The 26,937-nt window shown below is 63.4% G+C and carries 22 protein-coding genes; 11 read left to right on the forward strand and 11 right to left on the reverse strand.

What is annotated here, in order from left to right; all coding sequences use genetic code 11:
- Positions 1-52 precede the first annotated feature (52 nt).
- The 6 genes from PP4_RS17070 (at position 53) to PP4_RS17095 (ending at position 7,697) form a co-directional block, all read left to right on the forward strand.
- Positions 53-1,624: a sensor domain-containing diguanylate cyclase gene (locus tag PP4_RS17070; protein ID WP_016500450.1), complete on the forward strand. Its 1,572-nt coding sequence runs from the start codon at positions 53-55 to the stop codon at positions 1,622-1,624.
- Positions 1,625-1,752: 128 nt separating this feature from the next.
- Positions 1,753-2,529, forward strand: a complete 777-nt coding sequence (locus PP4_RS17075; RefSeq protein ID WP_016500451.1) for a ParA family protein — start codon at positions 1,753-1,755, stop codon at positions 2,527-2,529.
- 137 nt (positions 2,530-2,666) lie between these two features.
- The gene (locus PP4_RS17080) at positions 2,667-3,077 is read left to right on the forward strand and encodes a DUF2946 family protein (protein WP_016500452.1); all 411 of its coding nucleotides are present in this window, start codon (positions 2,667-2,669) and stop codon (positions 3,075-3,077) included.
- A 68-nt stretch (positions 3,078-3,145) separates the two neighbouring features.
- Positions 3,146-5,296, forward strand: a complete 2,151-nt coding sequence (locus PP4_RS17085) for a TonB-dependent receptor (protein WP_016500453.1) — start codon at positions 3,146-3,148, stop codon at positions 5,294-5,296.
- Positions 5,297-5,449: 153 nt separating this feature from the next.
- Complete coding sequence (locus tag PP4_RS17090; protein ID WP_016500454.1) at positions 5,450-6,208, forward strand: hypothetical protein; 759 nt, start codon at positions 5,450-5,452, stop codon at positions 6,206-6,208.
- Positions 6,209-6,359: 151 nt separating this feature from the next.
- Positions 6,360-7,697 (forward strand): MFS transporter, encoded by a 1,338-nt coding sequence (locus tag PP4_RS17095; protein WP_041168089.1) that lies wholly within the window; start codon positions 6,360-6,362, stop codon positions 7,695-7,697.
- 134 nt (positions 7,698-7,831) lie between these two features.
- On the opposite strand, the gene PP4_RS17100 is transcribed toward PP4_RS17095, so the two are convergent.
- The 3 genes from PP4_RS17100 to PP4_RS17110 are packed head-to-tail and all read right to left on the reverse strand — an operon-like array spanning position 7,832 to position 13,455.
- The gene (locus tag PP4_RS17100) at positions 7,832-10,978 is read right to left on the reverse strand and encodes an efflux RND transporter permease subunit (RefSeq protein WP_016500456.1); all 3,147 of its coding nucleotides are present in this window, start codon (positions 10,976-10,978) and stop codon (positions 7,832-7,834) included.
- 16 nt (positions 10,979-10,994) lie between these two features.
- Positions 10,995-12,209 (reverse strand): efflux RND transporter periplasmic adaptor subunit, encoded by a 1,215-nt coding sequence (locus tag PP4_RS17105; RefSeq protein ID WP_016500457.1) that lies wholly within the window; start codon positions 12,207-12,209, stop codon positions 10,995-10,997.
- Complete coding sequence (locus tag PP4_RS17110) at positions 12,202-13,455, reverse strand: TolC family protein (protein WP_016500458.1); 1,254 nt, start codon at positions 13,453-13,455, stop codon at positions 12,202-12,204. The genes PP4_RS17105 and PP4_RS17110 overlap by 8 nt, the downstream gene beginning before the upstream one ends.
- A gap of 327 nt (positions 13,456-13,782) precedes the next feature.
- Here PP4_RS17110 and aroQ point away from each other — a divergent pair, with 327 nt between their 5' ends.
- Positions 13,783-14,232: a type II 3-dehydroquinate dehydratase gene (gene aroQ, locus PP4_RS17115; protein ID WP_041167786.1), complete on the forward strand. Its 450-nt coding sequence runs from the start codon at positions 13,783-13,785 to the stop codon at positions 14,230-14,232.
- Positions 14,229-15,077 carry a shikimate dehydrogenase gene (locus tag PP4_RS17120; RefSeq protein ID WP_041167787.1) on the forward strand — a complete coding sequence of 283 codons (849 nt, stop codon included), beginning with the start codon at positions 14,229-14,231 and terminating at the stop codon, positions 15,075-15,077. Before aroQ ends, PP4_RS17120 begins: the two co-directional genes overlap by 4 nt.
- A gap of 60 nt (positions 15,078-15,137) precedes the next feature.
- Here PP4_RS17120 and PP4_RS17125 read toward each other — a convergent pair whose 3' ends face one another.
- The 3 genes from PP4_RS17125 to PP4_RS29385 all read right to left on the reverse strand — a co-directional run bounded on the left by PP4_RS17125 (position 15,138) and on the right by PP4_RS29385 (position 16,374).
- Positions 15,138-15,653, reverse strand: coding sequence for a thioredoxin family protein (locus PP4_RS17125; RefSeq protein WP_041168090.1), 516 nt, complete (start codon positions 15,651-15,653; stop codon positions 15,138-15,140).
- Positions 15,654-15,663: 10 nt separating this feature from the next.
- The gene (locus tag PP4_RS17130; protein ID WP_016500463.1) at positions 15,664-15,939 is read right to left on the reverse strand and encodes a DUF2790 domain-containing protein; all 276 of its coding nucleotides are present in this window, start codon (positions 15,937-15,939) and stop codon (positions 15,664-15,666) included.
- Between the two features lie 261 nt (positions 15,940-16,200).
- On the reverse strand, positions 16,201-16,374 hold the full coding sequence (locus tag PP4_RS29385; protein ID WP_162838442.1) for a hypothetical protein: 174 nt from the start codon (positions 16,372-16,374) through the stop codon (positions 16,201-16,203).
- A gap of 270 nt (positions 16,375-16,644) precedes the next feature.
- On the opposite strand from PP4_RS29385, the gene PP4_RS17140 reads away from it, so the two are divergent.
- The 3 genes from PP4_RS17140 to PP4_RS17150 all read left to right on the forward strand — a co-directional run bounded on the left by PP4_RS17140 (position 16,645) and on the right by PP4_RS17150 (position 19,359).
- Positions 16,645-17,385 carry a response regulator gene (locus PP4_RS17140; protein ID WP_016500464.1) on the forward strand — a complete coding sequence of 247 codons (741 nt, stop codon included), beginning with the start codon at positions 16,645-16,647 and terminating at the stop codon, positions 17,383-17,385.
- On the forward strand, positions 17,382-18,668 hold the full coding sequence (locus tag PP4_RS17145) for a sensor histidine kinase (protein ID WP_016500465.1): 1,287 nt from the start codon (positions 17,382-17,384) through the stop codon (positions 18,666-18,668). Before PP4_RS17140 ends, PP4_RS17145 begins: the two co-directional genes overlap by 4 nt.
- A 169-nt stretch (positions 18,669-18,837) precedes the next feature.
- Positions 18,838-19,359 carry an HvfX family Cu-binding RiPP maturation protein gene (locus tag PP4_RS17150; RefSeq protein WP_016500466.1) on the forward strand — a complete coding sequence of 174 codons (522 nt, stop codon included), beginning with the start codon at positions 18,838-18,840 and terminating at the stop codon, positions 19,357-19,359.
- Between the two features lie 33 nt (positions 19,360-19,392).
- On the opposite strand, the gene PP4_RS17155 is transcribed toward PP4_RS17150, so the two are convergent.
- From PP4_RS17155 to PP4_RS17175, 5 genes are all read right to left on the reverse strand, one after another.
- Positions 19,393-20,088: an HvfC family RiPP maturation protein gene (locus PP4_RS17155; RefSeq protein WP_041168093.1), complete on the reverse strand. Its 696-nt coding sequence runs from the start codon at positions 20,086-20,088 to the stop codon at positions 19,393-19,395.
- Entirely contained in the window at positions 20,081-20,914 is an 834-nt protein-coding gene (locus PP4_RS17160) for an HvfB family MNIO-type RiPP peptide maturase (RefSeq protein WP_016500468.1), read from the reverse strand. Before PP4_RS17160 ends, PP4_RS17155 begins: the two co-directional genes overlap by 8 nt.
- Before the next feature lie 74 nt (positions 20,915-20,988).
- The gene (locus tag PP4_RS17165) at positions 20,989-21,480 is read right to left on the reverse strand and encodes an HvfA family oxazolone/thioamide-modified RiPP metallophore (RefSeq protein WP_041167788.1); all 492 of its coding nucleotides are present in this window, start codon (positions 21,478-21,480) and stop codon (positions 20,989-20,991) included.
- A 174-nt stretch (positions 21,481-21,654) separates the two neighbouring features.
- Positions 21,655-22,215 carry a DUF4174 domain-containing protein gene (locus PP4_RS17170; protein WP_016500470.1) on the reverse strand — a complete coding sequence of 187 codons (561 nt, stop codon included), beginning with the start codon at positions 22,213-22,215 and terminating at the stop codon, positions 21,655-21,657.
- A 227-nt stretch (positions 22,216-22,442) separates the two neighbouring features.
- On the reverse strand, positions 22,443-26,936 hold the full coding sequence (locus PP4_RS17175; protein ID WP_016500471.1) for an NEL-type E3 ubiquitin ligase domain-containing protein: 4,494 nt from the start codon (positions 26,934-26,936) through the stop codon (positions 22,443-22,445).
- Position 26,937: the final 1 nt, after the last annotated feature.

Here is a 26,937-nt window from a genome sequence, read left to right on the forward strand (position 1 = left end):
ATCCCCCCTAGCGCGAAAGGTCGTCGCTACTTTCAATCACCCGAGGTCAGGATTGCCACACGCCAAGCACGGATTGCGCCTGGATCTACGCACACTCATTCTGGTGCTCTGCGCCCTCACCGCCCTGGTCATGCTGTGCGCCAGCTATTTCGCCAGCTACCGGGTGCAGCGCCAGCTGCTGATCGACCACGCCCTGGAAGCCAACCGGGTGTATGCGATGAAGCTGGCCAGCATCACCGAAACCTTCATCGGCAACGCCCAGCAGCAATTGGCCTTCAGCGCCGGCGTACAAGGCCGGCAGCTGGGCGATGCCGCTGCGCTGCAAGTGGAGACCGACCGTGTACTGGGCCAGAGCATGGCTTTCAACTCCACCTTCGTGATCGATGCCAACGGCGTGCTGCTGGCAGTATCCCCTGCCCCGCTACGGCACCTGGTCGGCAGTCACGTACAGTCGCCCGGCGCTCAGGAAGCATTGCAAGAACGCCGCCCGCTGGTTTCCACACCCTACCTTTCGGCGGCCGACAACCTGGTGGTGGCGCTGTCGCAACCCGTTTTCGACAGCAACGGTCGCTACATGGGGTATGTCGGTGGCAGCCTGTACCTGCGTGAACGCAACATCCTCAACAGCTTGCTGGGCGAACATTTCTACAAGGACGGTTCGTACCTGTATGTGGTCGACCGCAACCGCCGCCTGCTGTATCACCCCGATAGCGAACGGGTCGGCACAGTGGTGGAGGGCAATGCGCTGATCGACCAGCTGGCGACCCTAAACAACGGTACCCGCCAACTGACCAACAGCCAGGGTGTGGAAATGCTCGCCGGGTTTGCCACTGTACCCAGCGCCGGCTGGGGGGTAGTGGCGCAGCAACCGCTGACGCAGACGGTGATGCCACTGAACCACCTGATCCTCAACGTGGTAGGCACTTCTGCGCCACTGGCGCTGGTGGGCTGCCTGCTGCTGTGGTGGCTGGCCATGACCATCGCCCGGCCGCTGTGGCAACTGGCTGCCGGTGCCCGAGCGATGGACCGTGCTGGCACCGCCGAGCGCTTGCATCGCGTGCGGGCCTGGTACTTCGAGGCAGCCGAACTCAAGCGCGCCCTGTTGATCGGGCTGAACCTGCTGCAGGAGCGCATCGGCCGGCTCAACCGTGACGCCCAGACCGACCCGCTGACGGGCCTGGGCAACCGCCGCAGCCTGGAATTCAGCCTGTCATTGCTGGAAGCCGAAGGCCGCGCCTTTGCGGCCATCGTGCTGGACATCGACCATTTCAAACAGGTCAATGACAACCATGGGCACGAGGTCGGCGACCAGGTGCTGCGCCGCCTGGCAGAGCTGATGCGCCGCTGCTGCCGCGAGGGCGACCTGCTGTGCCGCACCGGCGGCGAGGAATTCTTGATGCTGCTGCCGGGGGCCAGCCTGGACGTGGCCGCCGTGGTGGCCGAGCGGCTGCGGGTCACGGTGCAGGATACGCCCGTGCAGCCGGTGGGCGCGGTGACGGTTTCGCTGGGGGTGGCACGCTGGGATGGCGAGGCTGGCAGCGGGCCCATGGACGCATTAAGCGAGGCGGACCGGGCGCTTTACCAGGCCAAGCAGGAGGGGCGTAACCGGGTAGCTATTGCCTGAACCGGCCTCTGCGCAGGTACAACCAACGATCAAAGTGATTGTTGTAACAATCTTTGTCATAAAACTGTCTTGTTCCGGTCATAGGATTGACCACAACCTGACATTTTCATTTCATGGATGAGCGTCTCATGCGTCGTGTGGTTTTCAATCAGAAAGGTGGCGTCGGCAAGTCCAGCATCGCCTGCAACCTCGCCGCTGCCAGTGCCGCCGAGGGGTATCGGACCTTGCTGGTCGACCTCGACCCGCAGGCCAATGCCACTTACTACCTGACCGGCCTGGTCAACGACGCCATTCCTGCCGGCATCGCCGATTTCTTCCGCCAGACCCTGTCACCGGTCACGGCGGCCGGCAAGAAGCACCGGGTGGCGATCACCGAAACCCGCTACAGCAACCTGCACCTGGTCACCGCCAGCCCCGACCTCAGCGACCTGCAAAGCAAGCTGGAGAGCAAGTTCAAGATCAACAAGCTGCGCAAGTTGCTGGTGGAACTGGGCGAGGATTACGAGCGGATCTACATCGACACCCCGCCGGCGCTCAATTTCTACACCTTCAGCGCGCTTGTTGCGGCAGAGCGCCTGCTGATCCCGTTCGACTGCGACAGCTTCTCGCGTCAGGCCCTGCACAGTGTCATGGCCGAGGTCGAGGAACTGCGCCAGGACCACAACCCGGCGTTGCAGGTAGAAGGTGTGGTGGTCAACCAGTTCGCCGGGCGCACCGCCCTGCACCAGACCCTGGTCGACCAGTTGCGCAGCGAAGGCCTGCCGGTGCTGCCGGTGTACCTGAGCAATTCGATCAAGATGCGTGAATCGCACCAGGCGTCAGTGCCGTTGGTGCACCTGGCGCCTCGGCACAAGCTGGCGCTGGAGTTTGTCGATTTGCTGGATGTGCTGGAGCGGGCGGCCTGATAGACCCTGGGGGCGCTCTGCGCCCCTATCGCGACACAAGGCCGCTCCCACAGGAGATCGCGGTTGCCTGGACTGCCCCCAAAAACTTGCAGTAAAAGCACTACCCGACCGTTCATCCGGATGGTAGATTCGCCGCCATGAAAATCACCCGGCACACTCGCACGCTGACTGCATGGACGCTCTACGCCAGCGTCCTGTTCAGCCTGTTGCTGTGCGGCCTGCACCACGGTCAGATGGGTGGCCTGCGCCTGGCCGGCCTGGAAGGCGGCTTCTGCTCGGTCAACAGCGAACACGGCGTGGCCATCGACCTGGACGGTGCCGGCGGTGACCAGCACATGGCCCAGCTCGACTGCCCGGTGTGCTCCTCGTTTGGCCTGGCCGTACCGCTCAGCAGCGGTGGCTGGTCGTTCACCCCGGCGCAAGTCGTGGCCACCTCGCCCATCGTCGTGCGCAGCTGGGCACAACCGCCGCCGCGCTACCAACGCCCCGCCCTCAACCCCCGCGCCTCCCCCACAGTCTCCCCCGCAGCCGTACTTCATCTCGCCTGACTTCAGCCGGGCGCGCCTTTGCGCGCGTTCGCCGTCAGTCATGACCTTTGCGTGGAAGACACACAAACATGCTTCGCAAGACCTCCCTGGTGCTCCTCATGGGCACCTGCAGCTTTGCCTGCGCTGAAACCGCCCCTGTCGAACTCGGCGCCACCACCATCGACGGCGAACGCGACGCCGCCAGCGGCGTGCAGCTGGACGAGCCGATCCGGACCGGTTCGCGCCTTGGCCTGACCGCGCGGGAAACGCCCGCCTCGGTCAGCGTCTCGGACCGCCGCCTGATCGAAGAACGCGGCGCCAAAGACAGCCAGGACGTGGTCAACGCCATGACCGGCGTCAACGCCTCCGCCAACCCGGGCTTTGGCGGCTTCGTCGCCTATCGCGGCTTTACCCAGAACCAGGTCACCCAGTTGTACAACGGCATCAACCTGGGCTACAGCAGCGCCACCCGGCCAGTGGACGCCTGGGTACTCGACCGCGTCGAGCTGATTGGAGGGCCGTCTTCGTTTCTGCATGGCGCAGGCGCAGTGGGCGGCTCGATCAACTACATCACCAAGCTCGCCAGCCGCGACCAGCAGATCATTGACGGGCGTATCCGCTATGGCAGTTTCGACGACAGCGAGGTGGCGTTCGGTATCAACCAGGCGCTGGCCAGCAACCCCGCCGATGCCCACCATTTCGCGCGTCTGGACTTCAGCCGCGGGCATGGTAACGGCTTCGTCGACCGCAACGAACGGCACAACGACAGCCTGGCCTTTTCGCTGCTAAGCGACCTGGCACCCAACCTCACCCACACCCTGGCGCTGGAGTATCAGGAAGACCGCGAAGACAGCCCCTACTGGGGCTCACCGATCCTGCCCGGGCGCAGCACGATGAAGATCGACAACAGCCGCCGCTTCGAAAACTACAACGTAGCCGACGGCCGCTATGAGCAACGGGTGCGCTGGCTACGCTCGATCCTCGACTACCAGATCAGCGACAGCACCAGCGTGCAGAACACCCTGTACCACTACAACGCCCAGCGCGATTACCGCAACCTTGAACGCTACGCCTATACCAGCGATGGCCAGGTGCAGCGCAGCAGCCCTTACCTGCAGCGCCACGACCAGAACCTGCTGGGCGACCGCATCGAGCTGCGCCACGATAACCAGTTGCTCGGCCTGGCCAGCCAATGGTCGCTGGGGCTGGAGTACTCGCGCATGCGCCAGACCCTCTACCCCACCTCCAGCAGCTGGAGCGACGTGGTCGACGCCGAGCAGTTCGCCCCCGGCAGCTTCGATGACATCCCCGGGGTGAATGCCGGCCTGACCAAGCAACGCCACCACGAGGTCATCAACCGCGCAGTGTTCGCCGAAAACCGCTTGCAGCTGACCGAGCGCCTGGCCCTGCTGACCGCCCTGCGCTACGACTACCTGGACATGGAAGTGACCAACTACGGCGCGGTAACGCCCACCTCGCCGGCCTATTTCGAACGACGCTGGGAACCGCTGTCCGGGCGCATCGGCCTGACCTATGCGTTGACACCTTCGGCCAGCGTGTACGTGCAGTACAGCTCTTCGGCCGATTTACCGGCCGGTTCGCTGGCAGCGGCGACCTACTCCAACGTCGGGCTGTTCGACCTGTCCAAGGGCGAGCAGTGGGAAGTGGGCAGCAAGTTCGACTTCCTCGACGGGCGCGGTGCGGCCACGCTGGCGCTGTACCAGATCGTGCGCAAGGACTTTGCCGTGCGCGACTCGAACGACGCCAACCTAACAGTCCAGGCCGGGCAGCAGACCTCACGCGGCGTCGAACTGTCCGGGCGCTTGCAGGTAACGCCGAAACTGCTGGCCGAGGCCAACTATGCCTATGTCGATGCGCAGTACGATGAGTTCAACGAGGCGGTCAACGGCATATCGGTTTCACGCAAGGGCAATGCACCGACCAACGTGCCGGCCAACGTCGCCAACCTGTGGCTGACCTACAGCCTGTCGCCGGCATGGTCGGTGGGCGCGGACGGGCGCTACGTGGGCTCGGTGTATGCCGACAACGCCAACAGCCTCAAGGCCCCGGCCTACACCCTGTTCGGCGCGTTCGCCCGCTACCGGCTGGATGAACACACCACGCTGACCGGGCGGGTGCGCAACCTGACCGATGAGGTATATGCCAAGCAGGCCTACAACAGCCAGTACTACATGGGGCCGCCGCGCACTTTCGAGCTGGCGCTGGACATGCGCTTCTGATGTGAAGGGCGGTATCGGCCATGGCGCCGATACCGCAAAACCATACCTTTCCTACACGAAAAGCACACAAAACCCTCAATCATTTTGAGTGATAATATTCGTTCTCATTACCACCGGCATGAAGGCCGGCTCAATCACATCAAGGAAGTTTCTGTGTTCAGATCGTTGTCTCCGGCACTCGTGGCTACCGCACTCATCGCCTTGGCAGGTTGCCAAAGCCGGCCTGCCTCCGAGGCGGACAAGCAGGCGCGCCAGACATTCGTCAGCGACATGCAACAAGCCCTGAAGCTGGGCATCGCGACAGCAGACACAGACAAGCAGATCGGCGTGGTCATGCTGGATGTCAAACTCGACCAGCATTCCGCGCCCGTCAGTTGCAAAGCCAGCAAGGCACCGATCAAGTATGAAACCGTGCTGCCTGCCGATCTGCCCCGCTCGGACTTCAAGGCGTTGGCCAGCGTAGTCGAGGCGCAATGCTGGAAGACCATCTACCCCGTGGTGCCCAAGTCGCTGCGCGACGAAGACGGCACGGTGGAAGTACGTGCGCCCCTGTTCGTGGTGCTGCCCGCTGCGGCCCAGGCGCCTGAAACGGCGCGGCGCAAGGCCAATGCACAACGTGAATTTTTCTGGCAGCGCCTGTTCCGCGACCTGCCGGTAGACAGCATCGGCAGGGCCTCGCTCTACTATGATGCGAATGCGCAGGGCAAGGTCCAAGGCTGCCTGGTGCAGATCTATCCCCACCCGAACCGGCCGGATGACTTTCGTCTCGATGGCAAGCTGCAGGCCGAAGTCAACAGCCGCTGCATGGGGCTGGACCTGAGCAAGCTACCAGGCTTCAGCGCCGACGAGCACGGCCGGGCCAAGGGTTACAGTGAAATGGAATACGCCCCCTGGAAGGTGGGCCGGCTGTAACCCGCAACAGCGGTTGAATCAGGTATCCCGAGGTCGCCCTCGACAAAGCACCGGCCTGCGCCCGGTTATCTACTGGCAAGCACAACAATGATGGCGCGGCCCGACCGTGCCACTTTCATCATGGCTGCCAATGGAACCGGAGAGCACCCGCATGTCCGCACCTCATGAGGTATCCCCCGCCACCCTGCGCAGGGTGATCGCCGCCTCGGCCATCGGCAATTTCGTCGAATGGTTCGACTTCGCCGTGTATGGTTTTCTCGCCACCCTGATCGCCAGCCAGTTCTTTGCCAGCGAAGACGCCAGCGTGGCTTTGCTCAAGACGTTTGCGGTGTTCGCCGTGGCCTTCGCTCTTCGCCCGCTGGGCGGCATCGTGTTCGGGGCGCTGGGAGACCGCCTGGGGCGCAAGCGCATCCTGTCGCTGACCATCCTCTTGATGGCCGGCTCCACCACCCTGATCGGCCTGCTGCCGACCTACGCCAGCATCGGCCTGGCAGCCCCCGTGCTGCTGACCCTGGCGCGCTGCCTGCAGGGGTTTTCTGCCGGTGGCGAGTACGCGGGGGCCTGCGCCTACCTGATGGAGCACGCGCCCAACCACAGGCGTGCCTTCTACGGCAGCTTCGTGCCGGTTTCGACCTTTTCCGCCTTCGCCTGCGCCGCGGTGATCGCCTATGGGCTGGAAGCCAGCCTGTCGGCCGAGGCAATGAATGCCTGGGGCTGGCGCGTTCCGTTCCTGATCGCCGCACCGCTGGGGTTGGTTGGCCTGTACCTGCGCTGGCGCATGGAGGAAACACCGGCATTTCGCGAAGCCCTCGCCCAGGGCAAGGAGCATGAGCATTCGCCGCTCAAACACACCCTGCGTCACCATGGCCGGGTCATTCGCAACCTGGGGGCTTTCATCTCGCTGACCGCGCTGTCGTTCTATATGTTCACCACCTACTTCGCCACCTACCTGCAACTGGTGGGCAACCTGACCCGCGCGCAGTCGCTGCTGGTAACCACCGTGGCGCTGCTGTTCGCCGCTGTCGGCTGCCCGCTGGCCGGGGCATTCTCGGACCGGGTGGGGCGGCGCAAGACCATTGGCTTTACCTGCCTGTGGGTGATGCTGTGCGTGTTCCCGGCGTACTGGCTGGCCAGCTCGGGCTCGATGTCCGGCGCACTGCTGGGGGTGATCCTGCTGGCGGTAGGGGCCTTGTGCAGTGGCGTGGTGACCGCAGCGTTGCTGTCGGAGAGCTTCCCCACCCGCACCCGCTATACCGCTTCGGCGATTACCTACAACGTGGCCTATACCCTTTTTGGCGGTACCGCGCCGCTGGTGGCGACCTGGCTGATCGGGCAGACCGGCAGCAGCCTGGCACCGGCGTTTTACCTGGTGGTGATTGCGCTGGTGGCGTTGGTGGGCGGGTTGGCGTTGCCGGAGACTTCGCGGATTTCGTTGCATGATGAGGTGGGAGCGGATGCTGTACGGCCTGGAGTCCGTAGTACCATCTGAGATTTTTGGGGCTGCTTTGCAGCCCTTTCGCGGCACAAGGCCGCTCCTACAGGGACCGTGTCAGCCAGGGGATGACGCGGTCCCTGTAGGAGCGGCCTTGTGCCGCGAAAGGGCCGAAAAGCGGCCCCAAGTTATCAGCCCTCCTGCGCCTCTTCGCGCCGATACGCCCACTGATACAACGCCGGCAACACCAGCAACGTCAACGCGGTAGAAGACAAGATCCCGCCGATCACCACCGTCGCCAACGGCCGCTGCACCTCAGCCCCGGTCCCGGTCGCCAACGCCATGGGAATGAACCCCAGCGAAGCCACCAGCGCCGTCATCAGCACCGGCCGCAAGCGCGTCAGCGCGCCCTCCTCCACCGCCACCCGCAACGGGCGCCCTTCTTCGCGCAGGCTACGGATAAAGGCGATCATCACCAGCCCGTTCAGCACCGCCACCCCCGACAAGGCAATGAACCCCACGCCCGCTGAAATGGACAACGGAATATCCCGCAGCCACAGCGCCAGCACCCCGCCAGTCAGGGCAAACGGAATCCCGGTGAACACCAGCAGGCCATCCCTGAGGTTGTTGAACATCATCAGCAACAGCGCCATGACCAGCAGCAGGGCCACCGGCACCACCACCTGCAGGCGCTCGGTTGCCGATTGCAGCTGTTCGAACTGGCCACCCCAGCGTGTCCAGTAACCCGGCGGAATCTGCACCTGCTGGATCAGCGTCTGCTCGGCATCCGCCACAAACGAGCCCAGGTCACGCCCACGTACGTTGGCACTGACCACCACCACCCGCTTGCCATCCTCGCGGCTGACCTGGTTAGGCCCCAGTTGCAGGTTCAACGTGGCCACCTGCGACAGCGGGATAAAGCCGATTTGCGCAGCGCCCACTGCAGCACTGGCCGGTACCGGAATCAGCAGGCTGGAAAGCCCGTCCACATCCGTGCGCAAGGTTTCCGGCAAGCGCACCACCATGTCGAAGCGCCGGTCACCTTCATACAGCGTGCCCGCGGTGCGGCCACCCACGGCAATGGCGATGGCGTCCTGCACGTCGCCCACGTTCAGGCCATGGCGAGCCGCCTTGTCGCGGTCGATGTCGATGGTCAGCACCGGCAGGCCGCTGGTCTGCTCGACCTTCACCTCGGACGCACCCGCTACCCCCTGCAGGCTGCTGGCGATCTGCGCGGCGGTACGGTTGAGCACATCCATGTCATCACCGAACAACTTCACCGCCACATCGCTGCGCACCCCGGAAATCAGCTCGTTGAAGCGCAACTGGATCGGCTGCGACAGCTCGTGGTTGCTGCCCGGCACGCTGGCGGCAGCACGTTGTACCTCGGCGATCAGTTCGTCACGCGGCTTGCCGGGGTCTACCCACTGCTCGCGCGGGCGCAACATCACATAGGCGTCGGAGATGTTCGGTGGCATCGGGTCGGAGGCGATCTCGGCAGTACCGGTACGGGCGAACACCCGCTCCACTTCCGGCACCTGGGCGATGATCGCCTGCTCCAGGCGCTGCTGCATGTCGACCGACTGCGACAGGCTGGTACCCGGTACGCGCAGGGCCTGCAAGGCAAAGTCGCCCTCGCTGAGGCTGGGGATGAACTCGCTGCCCATGCGGCTGGCCATGACCCCGGACAGCACCACCAAGCTAGCCGCGGCGGCAAACGCCAGCTTGCGCCGGCCCAGCACCCAGGCCAGCACCGGGGCATAGCGCTGACGCGCCGTGCGCATCACCAGGCCTTCCTCCTCCTTGACCTTGCCGGTGACGAACAGGGCGATGGCCGCCGGCACGAACGTGACCGAAAGGATCATGGCGCCGAGCAGGGCCATGACCACGGTAAAGGCCATGGGGTGGAACATCTTGCCCTCGACCCCGGTCAGGGCAAAGATCGGCAGGTACACCACCATGATGATCAACTGCCCGTAGATCAGTGGCCGACGCGCCTCGCGGGCGGCGGCGAACACTTCATGGAAGCGCTCGCTGCGGGTCAGCATGCGGCCGTGGCGTTGCTGTGCATGGGCCAGGCGGCGGATGGCGTTTTCCACGATAACCACGGCGCCGTCGACGATGATGCCAAAGTCCAGTGCCCCCAGGCTCATCAGGTTGGCGCTGACCTTGTTGCTGAACATGCCGGTGAAGGTGAACAGCATCGACAGCGGGATGACCATGGCGGTGATCAGTGCGGCGCGGATGTTGCCCAGGAACAGGAACAGCACGGCGATGACCAGAATCGCGCCTTCGATCAGGTTCTTCTTCACTGTGGCGATGGCTTTTTCCACCAGGTTGGTGCGGTCATACACGGTCACCGCTACCACACCCTTGGGCAGGTTGCGGTTGATCTCGACCAGTTTGGCGGCAACGGCCTGGGACACTGTGCGGCTGTTCTCGCCAACCAGCATGAATACCGTGCCCAGCACCACTTCCCGACCGTTTTCGGTGGCCGCGCCTGAGCGCAGTTCTTCGCCCAGGCCAACCTCGGCCACATGGCTGACGCGAATCGGCGTGCCATCAACACTGGAAATGACGATATTGGCGATGTCTTCGGCCGAGGTCACCTGGCCCGGTGCCCGGATCAGCAACTGCTCGCCATTGCGTTCGATGTAACCGGCGCCAACGTTACCGTTGTTACGCTCCAGGGCCGCGATCAGGTCGTTGAGGGTGAGCTTATAGGCCGCCAGCCGCTTGGGCTCCGGTGCAATCAGGTACTGCTTGGCATGGCCACCGATGCTGTTCACTTCGGCCACCCCCGGCACATTGCGCAACTGCGGCTTGATGATCCAGTCCTGGATCACCCGCAGGTCGGTCAGGGTGTACGGGGTGCCATCCTCCTTGAGTGCGCCCTGTTCGGCCTCCACGGTCCACAGGAAGATTTCGCCCAGCCCGGTGGAGATCGGCCCCATGCCCGCTTCTATGCCTTCGGGCAATTGCTCACGGGCCACTTGCAGGCGCTCGTTGACCAACTGGCGGGCGAAGAACAGGTCGGTGCCGTCATCGAAAATCACCGTGACCTGAGACAGGCCCGAACGCGACAGCGAGCGGGTCTGCTTCAGCCCTGGCAGGCCGGCCATGGCGGTCTCGATGGCGAAGGTGATGCGCTGCTCGGTCTCCAGCGGCGAGTAGCCAGGCGCGGCGGTGTTGATCTGCACCTGGACGTTGGTGATGTCCGGTACAGCGTCGATCGGCAGTTTCTGGTAGCTGTGGATACCCACCGCGGCCATCAGGACCACGGCCAGCATCACCACCAGGCGCTGCTCGATGGCAAATTGGATCAGGCGTTCGAACATGCAGGTGTCCCCGTGATCAATGGCTATGCTCGGCCGAGCCCTTGCCCAGTTCCGACTTGAGGACAAAGCTGCCGGCGGCGGCCACCTGGGTACCGGCCGCCAGGCCGCTGGTAATTTCCACATGGCCGGCGTCGCGGCGGCCGGCCTTCACCGGGCGGGCTTCGAAGCCTTCCTCGGTGCGGGCAAACACAACAGTCTGTTCTTCCCAGGTTTGCAGGGCGCTCTCCGGCACCACAACGGCGGCATTGAAGCGCTCGACGCTGACCGCGATATTGACGAACAGCCCGGGGCGCCAGGCGCCGTTGGGGTTGGCCAGGGTGGCGCGGACCGTGGCGGCGCGGTTCTGCTCGCCGAGCAGGCTGCCGACGTAGTTGACCTTGCCTTCGACCTGAGCGCCCAGGTCCGGTGCGCTGACCGTGACATTGCGGCAGGTCACCACCTTGTCCAGGTCACGCGGGGCCACGGCGAAGGTGGCCCAGACCCGGCTCAGGTCAGACAAGGTAAACGCGTTGCTGGTCTCGTCGACCACCTCGCCCACAGTCAGGTGCTTTTCCACCACGACTGCATCGAACGGTGCGCGCAGCTCATAGCGGTTGCCAGCGCCGGCCGGGCCTACGGCGGCGACCTTCTGCCGGGCGTTGGCCAAGGCAATCTCGGCCTCCTGCAGTACCTGGCGCGCCTGCAGGTAATCCTGCTCGGCGCTGATGCGTTCCTGCCACAGCTGCTGTTCGCGCTGGAAGGTCAGGCGCGCCAGCTCAAAGCGGCGCTGGGCGGCCTGTTGCTCGCTGCGCAGGTCGGAAATCTGCTGGCTGGCGATCACCGCCAGTACCTGGCCGCGCTTCACCGCCTGGCCCAGTTCGGCTTGCACCGCCTCGACCACGCCGGGTACACGCGGCACCACGTGAGCAGTGCGGTCTTCGTCAAAGCGGATTTCCCCCGGGAAGCTGAAGGCGGTGCCCAACTCACGAGGGCCGGCGGCAGCCAGCTGCACGCCGGCGGCCTCGATCTGGGCGATGGACAGGTGCAACTGGCCCTCTTCTTCGCCGTGCCCTTCCTCGGCATGGCCTTCGGCCGCCTTCTCGGAACCATGGCCGTGGCTGTCTTCGCCATGGTCGTCGTGCCGGGCCTGCGCATTCGACGCCTGGCCGAGGTTGCCGGTCCAGGCCAGCCCGCCCAGGCCGAGCGCGGCGATGGCGGCGACCAGAAGGGCTACTTTGCGTGGGTTAGTCATTGTTGCTCCTGCTGTTCAAGGGGGTGCTCAGGTCATCGAGGTCGCCATAGATCCGCTCGACCTGCGCCCGCGCGTCGGTGGCCGCAGCCAAAGCTTCCAGGTACAGCCCGCGGGCCTCGATCAGCGTGCGCTGGGCGTCGAGTACATCGAGGAACGCGAACTTGCCCATTTCAAAACCACGGGTGGCGGTGTCCACGGCCTGTTGCGCAGAGGGCAGGATGGTGCGGTCGTAGGCATCCACCTCCTGCATCGCCGTGTGCCACTGGCTGACGGCGCTGCGGGTTTCGCTACGCAGGCGCAGCTCCACGGCGTTACGCAAGTCACGCGCCTGGTCGGCACGGCGTGCAGCCGCCAGCACGTTGCCCTGGTTGCGGTCGAACAGTGGCAATGGCATGGACAGGCCAACTACATTCACCCGCTCGCGGTCCTCCCGGCTGTACTGGCTACCGAGGCTGACGGTGAGGTTGGGAATACGCTGAGCCTTTTCCGACCCCAGCGACGCGTCGCCGCGCTCGACCTGGGCAGCAGCCAGACGCCATTCCACCGTTTGCTCGACACGGTCGAGCAAGGCGTCGGCACTGGGCGCCACGCCAGGCGAAAGGTTAGCGGCCTGCGACAGGTCGAAGCTTGCCAGCGGGCTACCGGTCAGGCGTGCCAGAGCCTGGTAGGCCACACTGCGCTGGGTCTGCGCGCGGCGCACTTCAGCCTCGGCCTGGGCCAGTTGCACCTGGGCACGGGTGGCCTCCACAGGCGAGGACTGGCCAGCGGTCACCCGTCCCTGTACCACGCCCAGCCCGCGCTCGGTCAATGCCTGTGATTGCTGCGCCAGCTCCAGCGCAGTCTGCGCGCGCAAGGCGGCGTGAAACGCCTGCACCACATCGGCACGCAGGCCATTGCGCTGGCGCTCCAGACCAAGCTGGGCAATGGCCTGGCCGGTACCGGCCACGGCAATCCGTGCGCCGCGCTTGCCGCCCAGTTCCAGCGGCTGGCTGAGGGTGACGGTGGTGGTGCTGGTGTCGCGGCGGGTGTCCTCGACCTCCCAGGAGAGCTCTGGGTTGGGGGTCAACCCGGCCTGACGCCGCTCGCCGTCGGCAATGCCGATTTCCCGGCCGGCTGCGGCCAGCTCCGGGTTTTGCGCAAAGGCGGCGGCGAGCGCCTGGGGCAGGCTCAGGCTCTGACTGGCCTGGGCACTGCTGGCACTGGCCAGCACCAGGCAGAGCAAGGCGATCTTGCGGGGGATGGGCACGAACAGATTCCTCGTCGACGCGTGTAGGCGAAGCACTGTAGGAAGCCGTGGTTATCGAGGTGGTGGCGGGAAGATTACAATTCTGTAATCCAGCTGCATTTCTCTTTGCAGGAGCAGCCTTGTGCTGCGAAGAGGCCGGCAATGCCATTACATCTGCTGTGGCAGTACCGGCCTCTTCGCAGCACAAGGCTGCTCCTACAGGGGTATGTACATGCTGAGGGTTCGATAATCGCCCACTTTCCCGATGCAGCGGTTTAGTCCAATTGACTAAACTAACCAGTCGGTACAAAACTAGAAGCATCCAACAACAACAAAGCGATGCTCGTCATGAAGCCCCTTATTCTCGTGCTCAACGGCCCCAACCTGAACATGCTGGGTACCCGCGAGCCTGCCCAATACGGCCGCGAAACCCTTGCTGACCTGGCCCAGAGTTGTGCCGATACTGCCCATGCAAACGGCCTGGAAATCGAATTCCGCCAAACCAACCACGAAGGCGAACTGATCGACTGGATCCACGCCGCCCGCGGCCGTTGCGCCGGTATCGTGATCAACCCCGGCGCCTGGACCCACACCTCGGTGGCCATCCGCGACGCCTTGGTGGCCAGCGAAGTGCCAGTCATCGAAGTGCACTTGTCCAACGTGCACAAGCGCGAGCCGTTCCGCCACCTGTCATTCGTATCGTCCATCGCCGTCGGCGTGATCTGCGGTCTGGGCAGCCATGGCTACCGCATGGCCCTCAGCCACTTTGCCGAACTGTTCCAGGAGCGCACGGCATGAGCCAGCACGCCATCCTCGCCGGCCTGATCGGCCGCGGCATCCAGCTGTCGCGCACCCCTGCCCTGCACGAACACGAAGGTGACGCCCAGGCCCTGCGGTACCTGTACCGGCTGATTGATGCCGACCAGCTGCAACTGGAGGACAGCGCCCTGCCGGGCCTGCTCGACGCCGCGCAACACACAGGCTTCACCGGGCTGAACATCACTTACCCATTCAAACAGTCGATCCTGCCACTGCTCGACGAACTGTCGGACGAAGCCCGTGGCATCGGCGCAGTGAATACCGTGGTACTGAAGGACGGCAAGCGCGTCGGCCATAACACCGACTGCCTGGGCTTTGCCGAAGGCTTGCGCCGCGGCCTGCCCGACGTGGCTCGACGCCAGGTGGTACAGATGGGTGCCGGTGGCGCCGGTTCGGCCGTGGCCCACGCCCTGCTGGGTGAAGGGGTCGAGCAATTGGTGCTGTTCGAAGTGGATGCGGCCCGCGCGCAGGCCTTGGTAGACAACCTGAATGGCCATTTCGGCGCTGGCCGTGCCGTGCTCGGCACCGACCTGGCTGCAGCCGTGGCCGAGGCGGACGGGCTGGTCAACACCACGCCGGTCGGCATGGCCAAGCTGCCAGGCACACCGCTGCCGGTCGAGCTGCTGCATGCGGGATTATGGGTTGCGGAAATCATCTACTTCCCGCTGGAGACCGAACTGCTGCGTGCGGCTCGGGCTTTGGGTTGCCGCACGCTGGATGGCAGCAACATGGCGGTGTTCCAGGCGGTAAAGGCGTTCGAGCTGTTCAGCGGGCGCCAGGCGGATGCGGCGCGGATGCAGGCGCACTTTGCCAGTTTCACCTGATAGAAAAGTGTTGGCTTCTTCGCGGCGGTTCGCCACCTCGAAGAGGCCGATACAGGCGAATCACCCGCGCTCATCCAGCAACGCCTTTATCACTTGTTCCTGCCCGCCATAATCCCCCTCGCCAAAGTGCACATGGCGCACCTGCCCCTTGCGGTCGACAAAGTAATGCGCCGGCCAGAACTGGTTGCCCCAGGCATTCCACACCTTATGGTCGTTGTCCACCGCCACCGGGTAACCGACACCCAGCCCTGCCACCTTGTTTCGCAGGGTGCCCACATCGTGCTCGTAGTCGTACTCCGGCGTATGCACGCCCACCACCACCAGCCCCTGATCGGCATAACGCCGCGCCCAGTCGTTCACATGCGGCAGGCTGCGCTGGCAGTTGATGCAGTCCCAGGTCCAGAAGTCCACCAGCACCACCTTCCCCTTCAGCGCTGGCCCATCCAGCGGGGGCGAGTTGATCCACTGGCTGGCCCCCGACAGCGACGGCATGGCGCCATAACTGTCACGGGCCATCAGGTGCCCGGCCAAACCCAGCCCACTCAGCGCCAACGCAATGCTCCCCACCTTCAACATCAAGCGGCCATCAATTGTCATGGCAACCGCCAGTGGCGTAGCTGCGGTACTCCACGCTCTGCGGCCGGCCGTGGGAGTCGAGGTAGTCCATGCGGGTGTTCACCAGGCCGCAGGCGTTGCTCTGGTCATCCTGCACCGACAGCACTTTCTTTACATCCAGATGCTCACCGTAGTGGTACTGCATTGCACCTGTATTCTGCGTCGGCATGGCGGCAGCCTGGGCCGCAATGGCGCCGAAGCTGAGCATGGCAAACAGGCTGGCGCTGGCGAAAGTCTTCAAGTTCATGGCATCTCTCCTGTGTAACGCTTGGCTGTGGGGCGTGTTTTCCCCGGTCGAGAGCCATTTGACGCCTGCCATGTATCCCGTCTGTGTCGCTCAACGCTGTGCTGTGCGTCCTCCTGTAGCTGCACGCCTGTCGGCCAAACCTCGTGAAATCCTACAAAAGCCTTTGCAAGCAGGTAGTTGAAACAAAGAAGGCGCCCACGAAGGGCGCCCAGCTTGTACAAAGGAATACAATCGGCTCAGGCGTTTGCGGATGCTTGGCCATCACGGCTTGGCGGTACGCGCTTTATGCCACTGAAGTTTGGATACGCCATCCGGGGAGCCGCTGACACCGCGTGCTACTTGCTGGATATGGCCGCCTTGCTGGAGGAACGCTTCGATCTGCTCGCAGAGGCGGTCGTGGGCTCTATGGGCTGGGCTGGGGTATGTCTGGGACATGCAGGCTACTCGGTAATGAGCCACTGAAATACAGTTACCCGAGGCGCCATTGTACGCGCTGTGCTGCATTCAGGCGCTAAACCGGAGTAAAACCCGGTTTATATCGGCCCGGCGGTCCATGCTCACCGTTTCGCTGGCTGCCCGAGCCACCCAAACCACCGCATGCGGGGTCATATGTCCCTGCCAGATACACTGCAATACAAACCCCGCAGGCAAGCGCAAACGCGCCGGGTACACTGCGCCAACCCCACTCGAACAGGAACGCTGCGCATGGAACACGTCGATCACATCCTGATCGTCGACGACGACCGCGAAATCCGCGAACTGGTCGGCAACTACCTCAAGAAGAACGGCCTGCGCACCAGCATCGTCGCCGACGGCCGGCAGATGCGCGCCTTTCTCGAAGCCAACAGCGTCGACCTGATCGTGCTCGACATCATGATGCCTGGCGACGACGGCCTGCTGCTGTGCCGCGAATTGCGCGCCGGCAAGCACCGTAACACCCCCGTGTTGATGCTGACGGCCCGCAACGATGAAACCGACCGCATCATCGGCCTGGAAATGGGCGCCGACGATTACCTGACCAAGCCGTTCTCTGCCCGCGAACTGCTGGCCCGTATCAATGCCGTGCTGCGCCGCACGCGCATGCTGCCACCCAACCTCACCATCAGCGAAAGCAGCCGTCTGCTGCGCTTCGGCCAATGGCGGCTGGACACCACCGCGCGCCACCTGCTCGACAACGACGGCACCCTGGTGGCCCTGAGCGGCGCCGAGTACCGCCTGTTGCGGGTGTTTCTTGACCACCCGCAGCGGGTGCTCAGCCGCGAACAGTTGCTCAACCTGACACAAGGCCGCGAGGCCGACCTCTTTGACCGCTCCATCGACCTGCTGGTCAGCCGCCTGCGCCAGCGCCTGGGCGACGACGCCCGCGAGCCCAGCTGCATCAAGACCGTGCGCAGCGAGGGCTACGTGTTTTCGCTGCCGGTGCAATTGCTCGAGTCCCCCTCATGAAATGGCCGCGCACCCTGGCCTCGCGTCTGGCGATGATCTTTTTCACCGGCCTGGTGTTGGCTTATGGTCTGTCGTTCGGCCTGCAGGCCTACGAGCGCTATATCAGCAGCCGCTCGATGATGCTCAGCAACCTCGAACAGGACGTGGCGACTTCGGTTGCCATCCTTGATCGCCTGCCTGCAGCCGAGCGTGCCGCCTGGCTGCCACGCCTGGAACGGCGCACCTACCGCTATCGCCTTGACCAGGGCCTGGCAGGCGAAGCGATGGCCAGCAGTGACCCACCGATGGCCGCCGCGTCGATCGTCAAGGCCATTGGCAGCGACTACCGCCTGACCTTCCAGGAAATTCCGGGGCCCAATGCGCACTTCCAGGCGCACCTGAACCTGGCCGACGGCGCGCCCCTGACCATCGACGTGACACCCGCACCGGTCCCGGTAGCCCGTTGGTTGCCCGTGGTGCTGCTGATTCAGCTGGCTGTGCTGATGCTGTGTACCTGGCTGGCGGTACACCTGGCCATCGGCCCGCTCACCCGACTGGCCCAGGCAGTGGACAACCTCGACCCGGACCAACCCGGCGTGCAACTGGATGAAAGCGGGCCACGCGAGGTGCGTTACGCTGCCGTGGCCTTCAACGCCCTGCAGGCGCGCATTGCTGCCCACCTCAAGGAACGCATGCAGTTGCTGGCAGCCATTTCCCACGACCTGCAAACACCGATCACTCGCATGAAGTTACGGGTCGAAGTGATGGATGAGGGGGTCGAAAAGGACAAGTTCGGAAGCGACCTGGATGAAATGGAACACCTGGTGCGCGAAGGCGTGGCTTACGCCCGCAGCATGGACAGCAGCACCGAAGCGACCTGCCGGGTCAACCTTGATGCCTTTCTCGACAGCCTGGTATTCGACTACCAGGACAGCGGCGCCCAGGTTGAACGCCACGGCAGCAGCGGTGCCCTGCTGGAGACCCGCCCGCATGCGCTGCGCCGGGTACTGGTGAACCTGGTCGACAACGCCCTGAAGTTTGCAGGTGCTGCCGAGCTGCAAGTATCACGCGAGGGCAGTACCACCATAATCCGCGTGCTCGACAACGGGCCGGGGATACCCGGTGACGAGCTGGATGAAGTGCTCAAGCCGTTCTACCGTGTTGAAGGTTCACGCAATCGCAGCACGGGTGGCACCGGCCTGGGACTGGCCATTGCCCACCAGTTGATCCAGGCCATGGGGGGGCGGCTGACCCTGAGCAACCGCGAACAGGGCGGATTGTGCGCGCAGATCGAACTCTCCTGAAGTGCATCTGCGATCGTTGGCAGGAACGGCCTTGGATCTGGATCGGGCCGTTCCTGTAAAACGCGAGGTCGCCTCTACAAACAGATACACAACTGCATCCCCCTGACACACTGCAGATACCCCGCCTCGACACACTCCCGGTCACACAACCACACCCCGGGAGTCCCTGATGAAAGCCTTCACCTTGCCCTCCGACTGGAAGCTGTCCACCGCCCTCGCCGGCCTGACCACCGTTGATCGCCTCGGTAGCTGGAGTGCCGACGTGCCATTACGGGTATTTCTGGCCTGGGAGTTTTTCGAATCCGGTCTGGAAAAATTCAACGGCAGCAACTGGTTCGCCGACCTGCAGTCCAGCTTCCCGTTCCCCTTCAACCTGCTGCCCGCGGAGTTGAACTGGCAGCTGTCGATGTGGGCCGAGTTGGTGCTGCCGTTGCTGCTGCTGTTGGGCCTGGGTACCCGGCTGGCATCGTTGGGTTTGATGGTGGTAACCGTTGTAGCGATAGCGGCAGTGCACTGGCCGGCGCACTGGTCGGGCCTGGCGGAGCTGGCCCAAGGCTATGCCATTACCGACCAGGGCTTCGGCAATTACAAGTTGCCATTGATCTACCTGGTGGCGTTGCTACCCCTGCTGCTCAAGGGCGCCGGGCGCCTTAGCCTCGATCATTGGCTTGGCATGCGGTTCGGCAGATGAGGGTCGGGGGCTGCTGAGCAGCCCCCAATGCCTTCAAACTGTTCCGACAATGACGCCCTGCTCGCGCAATGCCTCCAACAATACCAACCCTTGCTGCACATCCCCGCCCAATGCCTGCAGCCGCTCTCTTCCAGTCCCCTGCTCCATCAGCAACCGATACGCCATAGGTGCCAACCGGGCAAAACGCACCTGCAACCGGGCATCGCGATAAACCAGCAGCAAGCTCGGCGATGCTGGGGCAGCCGTTGGCTGGTAGTCCACGCCAATGCTTTCCACCGGCCAACGATAGGCCAGCACCCGCGCCACACAAGACAACAACGGCTCTCCCGCCAGCAGGTCACCACCCGGATCATGCGCCGGGTCCTCGGCATCGCTCAGGTACAGTTGCGCCTCGACCCACTCATAGTGCGCCAGCTCCAGCTGCCAAGGGGCGTCCAGCGCTACACGTTGCAAGTAGTCGACGAACGTCTCGGCAATTTCGGTAAACAACGGCGTCTGGCAACGGTAACTGGCGTAGAAATCACGTACTCGGGCGTGCCAGCGCTGCTCGCCCAACACCTGGCGCATGACCGGGAAGCTGCCAGCCAGCAACCCTTCGATGGCACCATAGAACAATTCACGGTAAACCTTCAGGCGCCGGGCTTCGACGCCGGGCGGCGGGGCATGGCGTTGTGGGTCGCGCAGGTGACGGGCCAAGGCATACTGCTGCGCACGCAGGGTCTCATTCATCTGCTTGCCCTCCGGCAGCGCATTGCACAGCACGCATACGCGCCGTCTCGGCCAACAGTTCGGCCAAGGGCGGGTAGTTGAAATCCCGTTCAAGCACCGTCGGCTTTACACCAAAGCGCACGCAAGCGCTGGCGTACAGGGCCCAGACATCCTCCTTCACGGCTGCCCCGTGGGTATCCACTTTGAGGTCCGGCGCTTCATCGTAATGCCCGGCAACGTGCATCCCGGTCACTCGCGCCGGGGGCAAGCCTGCAAGGAATTGCTGGGCGTCGTAGCCATGGTTGCAGGCGTTGACATAAACATTGTTGACGTCCAGCAGCAGGTCACAATCCGCTTCTTCGAGCACCGCCCGGATGAAGTCGAGTTCGCTCATCGCCTGATACGGCGCGGCGTAGTAGCTGATGTTCTCCACGGCAATGCGCCGCTCCAACTGCTCCTGAGCCTGACGTATGCGCGCGGCCACATGGTGTACGGCTTCATCGGTGAACGGGATGGGCATCAGGTCGTACAGGTGCCCGTCATCACTGCAGTAGCTCAGGTGCTCGCTGTACAGCCGCACCTGGTACCGATCAAGAAACTGCCGGGTCTGCTCAAGGAAATGGCGGTCCAGCGGCGCACTGCCACCCAGCGATAAAGACAACCCATGACAGGTGACAGCAAAGCGCTCCGCCAACTGGGCCAAGCCCTTGCCATAGGCACCGCCCACGGCAATCCAGTTTTCCGGCGCACACTCGAGAAAGTCCACTGCACCCGCCTCCATGGCCAGCAGTTCGGGCAACAGGCCACGACGCAAGCCTAACCCGATGTTCAACATCGCAGGAAACATAAAAGTTCTCCAACCAGCACAACGCCCCACCTGGCCAGCAGGAGGAGCGTTGTGGCGTCTCATGGGGTAGAAAGTCAGGGCTTGCCGGTCAGGTGGCTGAACAACCCATCAGGCATGGCTTTGCCATTGGCCTGATAAATCGCCTTGAGGTGATCCGCCGCTTCCTGCTCGGAGATGAAGCCGTCATGGTTGCGGTCGATCGTGTCGAACTCACGGGCACGGTCCTTGGCCACCGCCAGAAACTCATCGCGCGAGACCTTGCCATCGTGATTGCTGTCGGTTTTGGCGAACGAGGCGTCACCGCACTTGCCTTCACCACACTTGCCCTCAGCCCCGGCCTTGGCGCCGGCGCCGCATTTACCTTCACCGCACTTGCCTTCGCTTTGGGAAGCCTTGCCGCTCCCCCCGCACTTGCCTTCACCACACTTGCCCTCGCCGGCCACTTTGGCCGAGGCCAGTTGGTAACCTTGAGCCAGCGGCTCGACGGCGAACGCACTGTTGCTCAATGCCATGCTGCCGATCAGGGCGGCGCCGAGCAGGCCGAGGGTGTTTTTTGCTTGAGTCATGATGCAGCTCCACTGGGGTTGGAAAGTGGAGCCATTAGGCCGTTGCGGTTTGTCGTGGATGTATCGTGGCAGGCGCACTTTTGTATGGCAGTAGGTCTGCAGCACAGGCAGATACAGTGCGATACACACCACCCGGCGACGGGCCCCAAGGTGCCTTGGGGCCCTGAGGCGTGATCAGTCTTCCAGCGGTTTGGGCGGGGCCGCTGGCTTGGCGGGCTTGGCAGGCTTGGCCGGCTTGCTGTCCTTGTCCTTGGCTTGCGGGGCCGCGGCTACGGGCTCGGGCGCCGCCACCGCCTTTTCGCTGGCAGGCAGTTCATCGACCGCTTTGAGGATCACCTGTGGGTCGATGGCCTCGCCGGTGTCGTCGTCCTTGAGCATGTGCCGCTCACCGTCCTTGCCCACCAGAATCACCTTGGTCCCCTTGCTCGCACCCAGCTTCAGTTCCCGAATGAGGGCCATTGTGGTCTGCTGCTCGAGGTTCTTGTCCTCTCGCTTGCCCATCATGTTGGCGACGCTGTACAGGACAAGGTTGCGCTCCTTGAACGCAGCCTGGGTGGCCGGGTCCTCGAGCGCCTTGTTCAGCCCTCGCAACGTTGGGTCGGCACTGCTGGGAGCGATAACCACCAATGGTCTGGCCTTGCCCAGTTCCTTGGCTAGAGGCGCATCACTGTCTGCGGCAAACAGGGGGCCGGCAACAGCAAGCAAGGTTGCGAGGGTCAGTGACCGGACAAGCATGCGTATCTCCTTATTGTCTCGATATACCAATGACTACAGATCACGGAGAAAAATCCGACAGGGAGCCTAAACCACTTCATTCCAGAACGGGGTGTGCAAAAGTAACTGTCGATTTCCGAGCCACCTGAAGCCAAGACTACGGCGCTGCTACAAACCACTGTCAGCACGATTGAGCATAGCCCAAAGCCGCTTTGGCAGGGCCAGGCAGCCCGTGATCTGAGCGCAGGTCAACGCACATCGATCGCTGGCCCCTTGGGGCCGACTTCCATCGCGTGAATCGTCATATCCAGCATCAGCCCTCTGCGGGCAGCGCGCTGAGCATCACGAATGGCATCCGCCTGGTCGATCATGGCCCCTTCGGTCAGTGCTTCGTCGTCAAGCACGGTTTCAAGCTGCCTTCTGAACGGCAGGTCGACCGCAGCGAATCGCTCAGGATGGGAACGCTCCAGGTGCGCCTGCCAGAATTCACGGTCGACCATGGAGCGGGCAATCTCTTCCGGCGTTTCTGCATCCCGCACCGCAGCCTCTGCTTCTGCAAGGTCCGCATCCAGGACGCCCGAGATCGCAAGAAAGCTCATTTCGCCCACCTGCAATGGCAGGTCGAGACGCTCCCTCAGCCCGACCCTGAAAGCCAACCCCACCTCGCTTCCTTCCAGCGTCCTGCCATGCTGTAACGCCCATCGGGTAGCGAACATGTCGACTGCATCCTGGCGCCATAAACGTCTGCCCAGGTCTAGCAAAGCGCGTTCGCTTCCTCCCTTGGCCGCGTGCTCAACCTGCCAAACCAGCAAATTCAGTTCAAGGTTGCTCAAGCACCAGGTTGCACCATCCTGGCACCCCCACTCATCATTGGCCACGGACAGCAAGTTCTGCCGAAGCTCCGGCGTAATGGCCATCGCTTGTAATACCCCCATTACCCGATTGCCCAGTGCACGCGGATTGACACGAAAGTCTTCTGACAGCAATAACTGGCGAAGCACACGGAAAAAACGCTCGGCGTCCTGCCCTGAATCCAGCGAGTCCCAGGCAGCAAGCATCAAGCCGCGATGCTCCGGGGCCACACTATCCCCCCAGACTTCACGCGCGTGCTGCAGCCGCAGAAGCACTTGCTCCTCGTCGAGGGCAGGATCGTCGCTACTTAACGAAGCTTGCAAGCGTAACGTCTGGGCCTCGCCCAAAGGGTTCGCATTCAAGCGAAACCGCCGCCTATGCCACAGGGGCAACTGGTAGAAACCCTCTGGAATGTGCCTGATCCGGTTATCCCGCAAGTCAACGGATACCAACTGAGCGTTGTCGAACACGCCCAGTGGAAACTGCGAGATCTGCGTGTCGCGCAAGCTCAGCCAACGCAATTCAGCCAAACCCGCCAACGTGAACCGCCTCCCCAGGGGGTTATGGGAAAGGTCGAGAGACTGCAGGCTCGTGCAACTGGCCAATGTGGCGGTCTGTGCAGTGTTCAGGACGATGCGGTTGTTGGTCAGGCTCAGATGCCGCAGCTGCGTTATCTGTAGCAACGGCTGCGGAAGGCGCGTCAACAGGTTCCCTCCCAGATCGAGGGTTTGCAGGTTAGGGAAAGCCAGCAATAAGCTGCTGGGCACCTCCAGAAGGTCAAGGTGCAGCAGCGACAGGCTGGTCACACCTCTGAAACTGACCTGTGCGGGTATGTTAGGCAAGCCACTCGATCTGAAATTGCAGAACATGACGTGGAGGTTTTCCTGTGCATTGATTTGCAGTTCCCCCACGCCCACCGACCGCCGCCAGCAATTGAACAACGTCTGGCGTAAAGCCTCTCGATCTTCCCTGACATCGCCCTGCCCTCGTGCCACCCAGGTATTCAGTGTGATGCGGAGCACCGCGAACTCATTGCGAAGGTCAGCCAGTACTTGTTCAATCTGATGCCCGGAACGCCTGGCGTCATCGGCGAAGGTCTCGACCTGCTCATCACTCAACCACGGAAAGAGATCGCGCAGCGTCGCCCTCAGGGCACGCCCCCTTGATGCAAAACCACCTACTCCGCCGCCCCCCAGTGGGTAGCCAATACGTCCATCGGCCAAGCGCATGGGCCCTCGGACAGCACCGGGGCGTACCGCGCCAAGCAAACGACTGATCTCATCACGATGGCGTGCCGCTTCGCGCGCCACTATCACCCTGAGGTTGTGCGCAAAGGGATCGCCGATCCCCATCGCCTCCCTCTGCGCTTCGGTATAGGCTGGCGCGATGACTTCGAACAACTCACCTGCCTCACCCAGCGCCGTGCCCTGGCTGCCATGCAGTTGAAACGTACCGTTCAGGTGGACCAGATCGAACGCCCGCTGCCCTTGCTCGGTCTTCGCCAGTATCGGCCCGCCCAGGCAACCTTCATACAGACGCCAGCACACACCTTGTTCGCCACCGGGTACATACCGCAGCAAGCCCAACGTCACCCGTGCCAGGTCTGCATGCTGCGGCGTATCAAGGTACAACGCCTCAAATACCCGAGCCTGGCGGGTAGCCAGCACACTGCCCCTTGCCGCCTCGGCCAACCCCAGTGCAACCCTTGCGCTGGACTGCAGCCGCATGCGATCCACGCTGCTGGCGGCCTGTACCAATGCTTGCGCAGTGCGCGCGCTCAGCCCCGGGAAGACCCGGCGCAGCGCCGCGCTGCCAGGGGTGTCGCTGGGCTGCAAGGCTTCGAAAAGGTGCTGCAGCAGTGTTCGGCGCTGCGTCCATGCCAGCGCGGCCAGTGCCTGATCTGTCAGGCCACTCGCGCCTGGCAAGTGCCGAGCGTGATCGAGCACTGTTGCATCTTCTACCGGCTCGCCGTTGCGCAGGCGGCCAATCATGCTGCGGATGCGTTGATCAAGCCTGACCCGCTCCACACTGTCGATCATCCCGGGGCTCGGTGCCTGGGCGTGTACATGCAGGCCACGCACGTCATCGCCATCAAGGCCATGGAACAGCAGAACCTGATCGATCTGTTCGTCATTCAGCCCATTGAAGGGTTCACCCAAACGCCGGAACATGCGGTATTTGTCGGTCCACCGGGCCGGTTGCTCGCTCCACAACCGCCAGGCACCTGCGCCATTGTGGCGCAGCAACGGCCCGTGGCCGTCGACCGGATACAACTGCCATTGATCATCACCCGCCTCTGCCACGCGATAGTGATGCCCGTCCATTTCGACCCAGGCCTGCCCGTCCTGGCGCCGAATACCCAAGGCATCCCGGCTCGAGGCCGCAACGGGGGCCTGGCTTTGAAACGGGGTCAAGTCGTGTTGCCAGAGTTTCTCGGTGCCGTCCTCCAGCCGAGCCGGCACCATGGCATCGACCTGCGCAGAGCGTGCCCAAACCCGTCGAGCGACACCAACCCCGGCTACCGTGGTGGCCAGCACGGCAAGGTCTGTCGCCACGTGGGTCAAATGGTCGAGCGCCTCCTGGCTATCGCCTTCCTGCCAGGCCTCGGCGCCATGGTAGACCTCACCCAGTAGTTCGCAGGCCGTCACGGCCAACAGCGCCAGGCCAAGCCCAGGCAGGAAGAAACTGGCCAGGTTGAGCAGCGCCCACCCTTCGGCTTCAAGGCGCAGGTCATGCTGGCGCTGAACCTCACGATCCAGTCTGGCCACAGGGACCGCGATCATCGCCGCATCTTCCTTGATCTGGTGGATACGTGCCTGTGCCAGGCTGATGAACAATGGCTGCGGGTAAGCCTGCAAGTGCGGTTCGAGATCGCGAAAAGCCCAGCCCGGCAGGTCATCGAAGCGCTCCGCGACCTGGGCGAAAAAAGCCTGGCTATCGCGCCGCAGCACGAAGCGGCTGAAAAAACGCTGGTAAGTCTTGTCTCGCAAGCGACGGCCCAGTTCGCGGTTCAGTTTGTCGATGCTCTCGAACGCGCGCCAGGGCGAAAAAGGGTCTCCAGGCACGTAAAGCAACACCCGACGCGTCGTGTTGAACAGGACGCCCTGCTCGACCACTACGAACACTGTCACCTGTTCAATCCGGCAACCCAGCAATTTCAGTTGCCTGGCCTGCACAAGGTCGCCCGCCAGGCGCGGCAGCTCGCCCTTCTCGCACACAGCCACCATCACATTGAGTTCGCTGGCATCCAGCGTTCCCTCGTGCCTGGCTTTGTAGGCGTCCACAAGCATGGTGTAGCGCGTGGCATCTACAAGCTGTGATACCAGGCGCTCGGAACTGCCAGTGGGCGAGAGGACGGCATCCAGATGACGTTGATAGCGCTCACCCAGGTCCAGCTCACGACACAGTCCGGCAAATTCGATGCTCGTAGGGGGTTTGACCGTGCCATGGCGTGGAAGCAGCAGGCGGTTACCCCGCGGCTGACCACCTTCCTGCGCCTGCGCGGCCGTGAAGTTGCGCAATGCCACTTCGAGCAGCGGCTTTTCTTCATACACCACGTCAGTCAGGTGCGCGCCTACCGGCTGACTGTTGATCACAGGCTCCCGGCGGCCCTCCAGAAACCTGAGCAAGTAGGGGTTGCGGCCAAGTCCGTAACGCTCGTCGAGGGCCTTCCCCAAGGCTGATGCGACGAAACTGTCGAGGCCCTCGATACCTCGCAGCACCGCCTTCACGTGCTCACAGCAGCGAAGGCTGTTTGCCAATGCCTTGCCGATCTCAGGCAGTTGCTCAGCCGGTGCATGACGCAACCAGGGCGGCAGGCGCCTGCCGATGATGCCGTCCTGGAAAGCATCGATGGCGGCCTGCGCATCTGACGGCACAGTGGTGTCCATG

The organism is Pseudomonas putida NBRC 14164, from assembly GCF_000412675.1.
Lineage (GTDB): Bacteria > Pseudomonadota > Gammaproteobacteria > Pseudomonadales > Pseudomonadaceae > Aquipseudomonas > Aquipseudomonas putida.

What these genes read in the sequence shown, in the direction of transcription:
- PP4_RS17075 (WP_016500451.1), top strand. Translation starts at nt 1,753, where the DNA reads ATGCGTCGTGTGGTTTTCAATCAGAAAGGTGGCGTCGGCAAGTCCAGC.
- PP4_RS17080 (WP_016500452.1), top strand. Translation starts at nt 2,667, where the DNA reads ATGAAAATCACCCGGCACACTCGCACGCTGACTGCATGGACGCTCTAC.
- PP4_RS17085 (WP_016500453.1), top strand. Translation starts at nt 3,146, where the DNA reads ATGCTTCGCAAGACCTCCCTGGTGCTCCTCATGGGCACCTGCAGCTTT.
- PP4_RS17095 (WP_041168089.1), top strand. Translation starts at nt 6,360, where the DNA reads ATGTCCGCACCTCATGAGGTATCCCCCGCCACCCTGCGCAGGGTGATC.
- PP4_RS17100 (WP_016500456.1), bottom strand. Translation starts at nt 10,978, where the DNA reads ATGTTCGAACGCCTGATCCAATTTGCCATCGAGCAGCGCCTGGTGGTG.
- PP4_RS17105 (WP_016500457.1), bottom strand. Translation starts at nt 12,209, where the DNA reads ATGACTAACCCACGCAAAGTAGCCCTTCTGGTCGCCGCCATCGCCGCG.
- aroQ (WP_041167786.1), top strand. Translation starts at nt 13,783, where the DNA reads ATGAAGCCCCTTATTCTCGTGCTCAACGGCCCCAACCTGAACATGCTG.
- PP4_RS17120 (WP_041167787.1), top strand. Translation starts at nt 14,229, where the DNA reads ATGAGCCAGCACGCCATCCTCGCCGGCCTGATCGGCCGCGGCATCCAG.
- PP4_RS17125 (WP_041168090.1), bottom strand. Translation starts at nt 15,653, where the DNA reads ATGTTGAAGGTGGGGAGCATTGCGTTGGCGCTGAGTGGGCTGGGTTTG.
- PP4_RS17130 (WP_016500463.1), bottom strand. Translation starts at nt 15,939, where the DNA reads ATGAACTTGAAGACTTTCGCCAGCGCCAGCCTGTTTGCCATGCTCAGC.
- PP4_RS29385 (WP_162838442.1), bottom strand. Translation starts at nt 16,374, where the DNA reads ATGTCCCAGACATACCCCAGCCCAGCCCATAGAGCCCACGACCGCCTC.
- PP4_RS17140 (WP_016500464.1), top strand. Translation starts at nt 16,645, where the DNA reads ATGGAACACGTCGATCACATCCTGATCGTCGACGACGACCGCGAAATC.
- PP4_RS17145 (WP_016500465.1), top strand. Translation starts at nt 17,382, where the DNA reads ATGAAATGGCCGCGCACCCTGGCCTCGCGTCTGGCGATGATCTTTTTC.
- PP4_RS17150 (WP_016500466.1), top strand. Translation starts at nt 18,838, where the DNA reads ATGAAAGCCTTCACCTTGCCCTCCGACTGGAAGCTGTCCACCGCCCTC.
- PP4_RS17155 (WP_041168093.1), bottom strand. Translation starts at nt 20,088, where the DNA reads ATGAATGAGACCCTGCGTGCGCAGCAGTATGCCTTGGCCCGTCACCTG.
- PP4_RS17160 (WP_016500468.1), bottom strand. Translation starts at nt 20,914, where the DNA reads ATGTTTCCTGCGATGTTGAACATCGGGTTAGGCTTGCGTCGTGGCCTG.
- PP4_RS17165 (WP_041167788.1), bottom strand. Translation starts at nt 21,480, where the DNA reads ATGACTCAAGCAAAAAACACCCTCGGCCTGCTCGGCGCCGCCCTGATC.
- PP4_RS17170 (WP_016500470.1), bottom strand. Translation starts at nt 22,215, where the DNA reads ATGCTTGTCCGGTCACTGACCCTCGCAACCTTGCTTGCTGTTGCCGGC.
- PP4_RS17175 (WP_016500471.1), bottom strand. Translation starts at nt 26,936, where the DNA reads ATGGACACCACTGTGCCGTCAGATGCGCAGGCCGCCATCGATGCTTTC.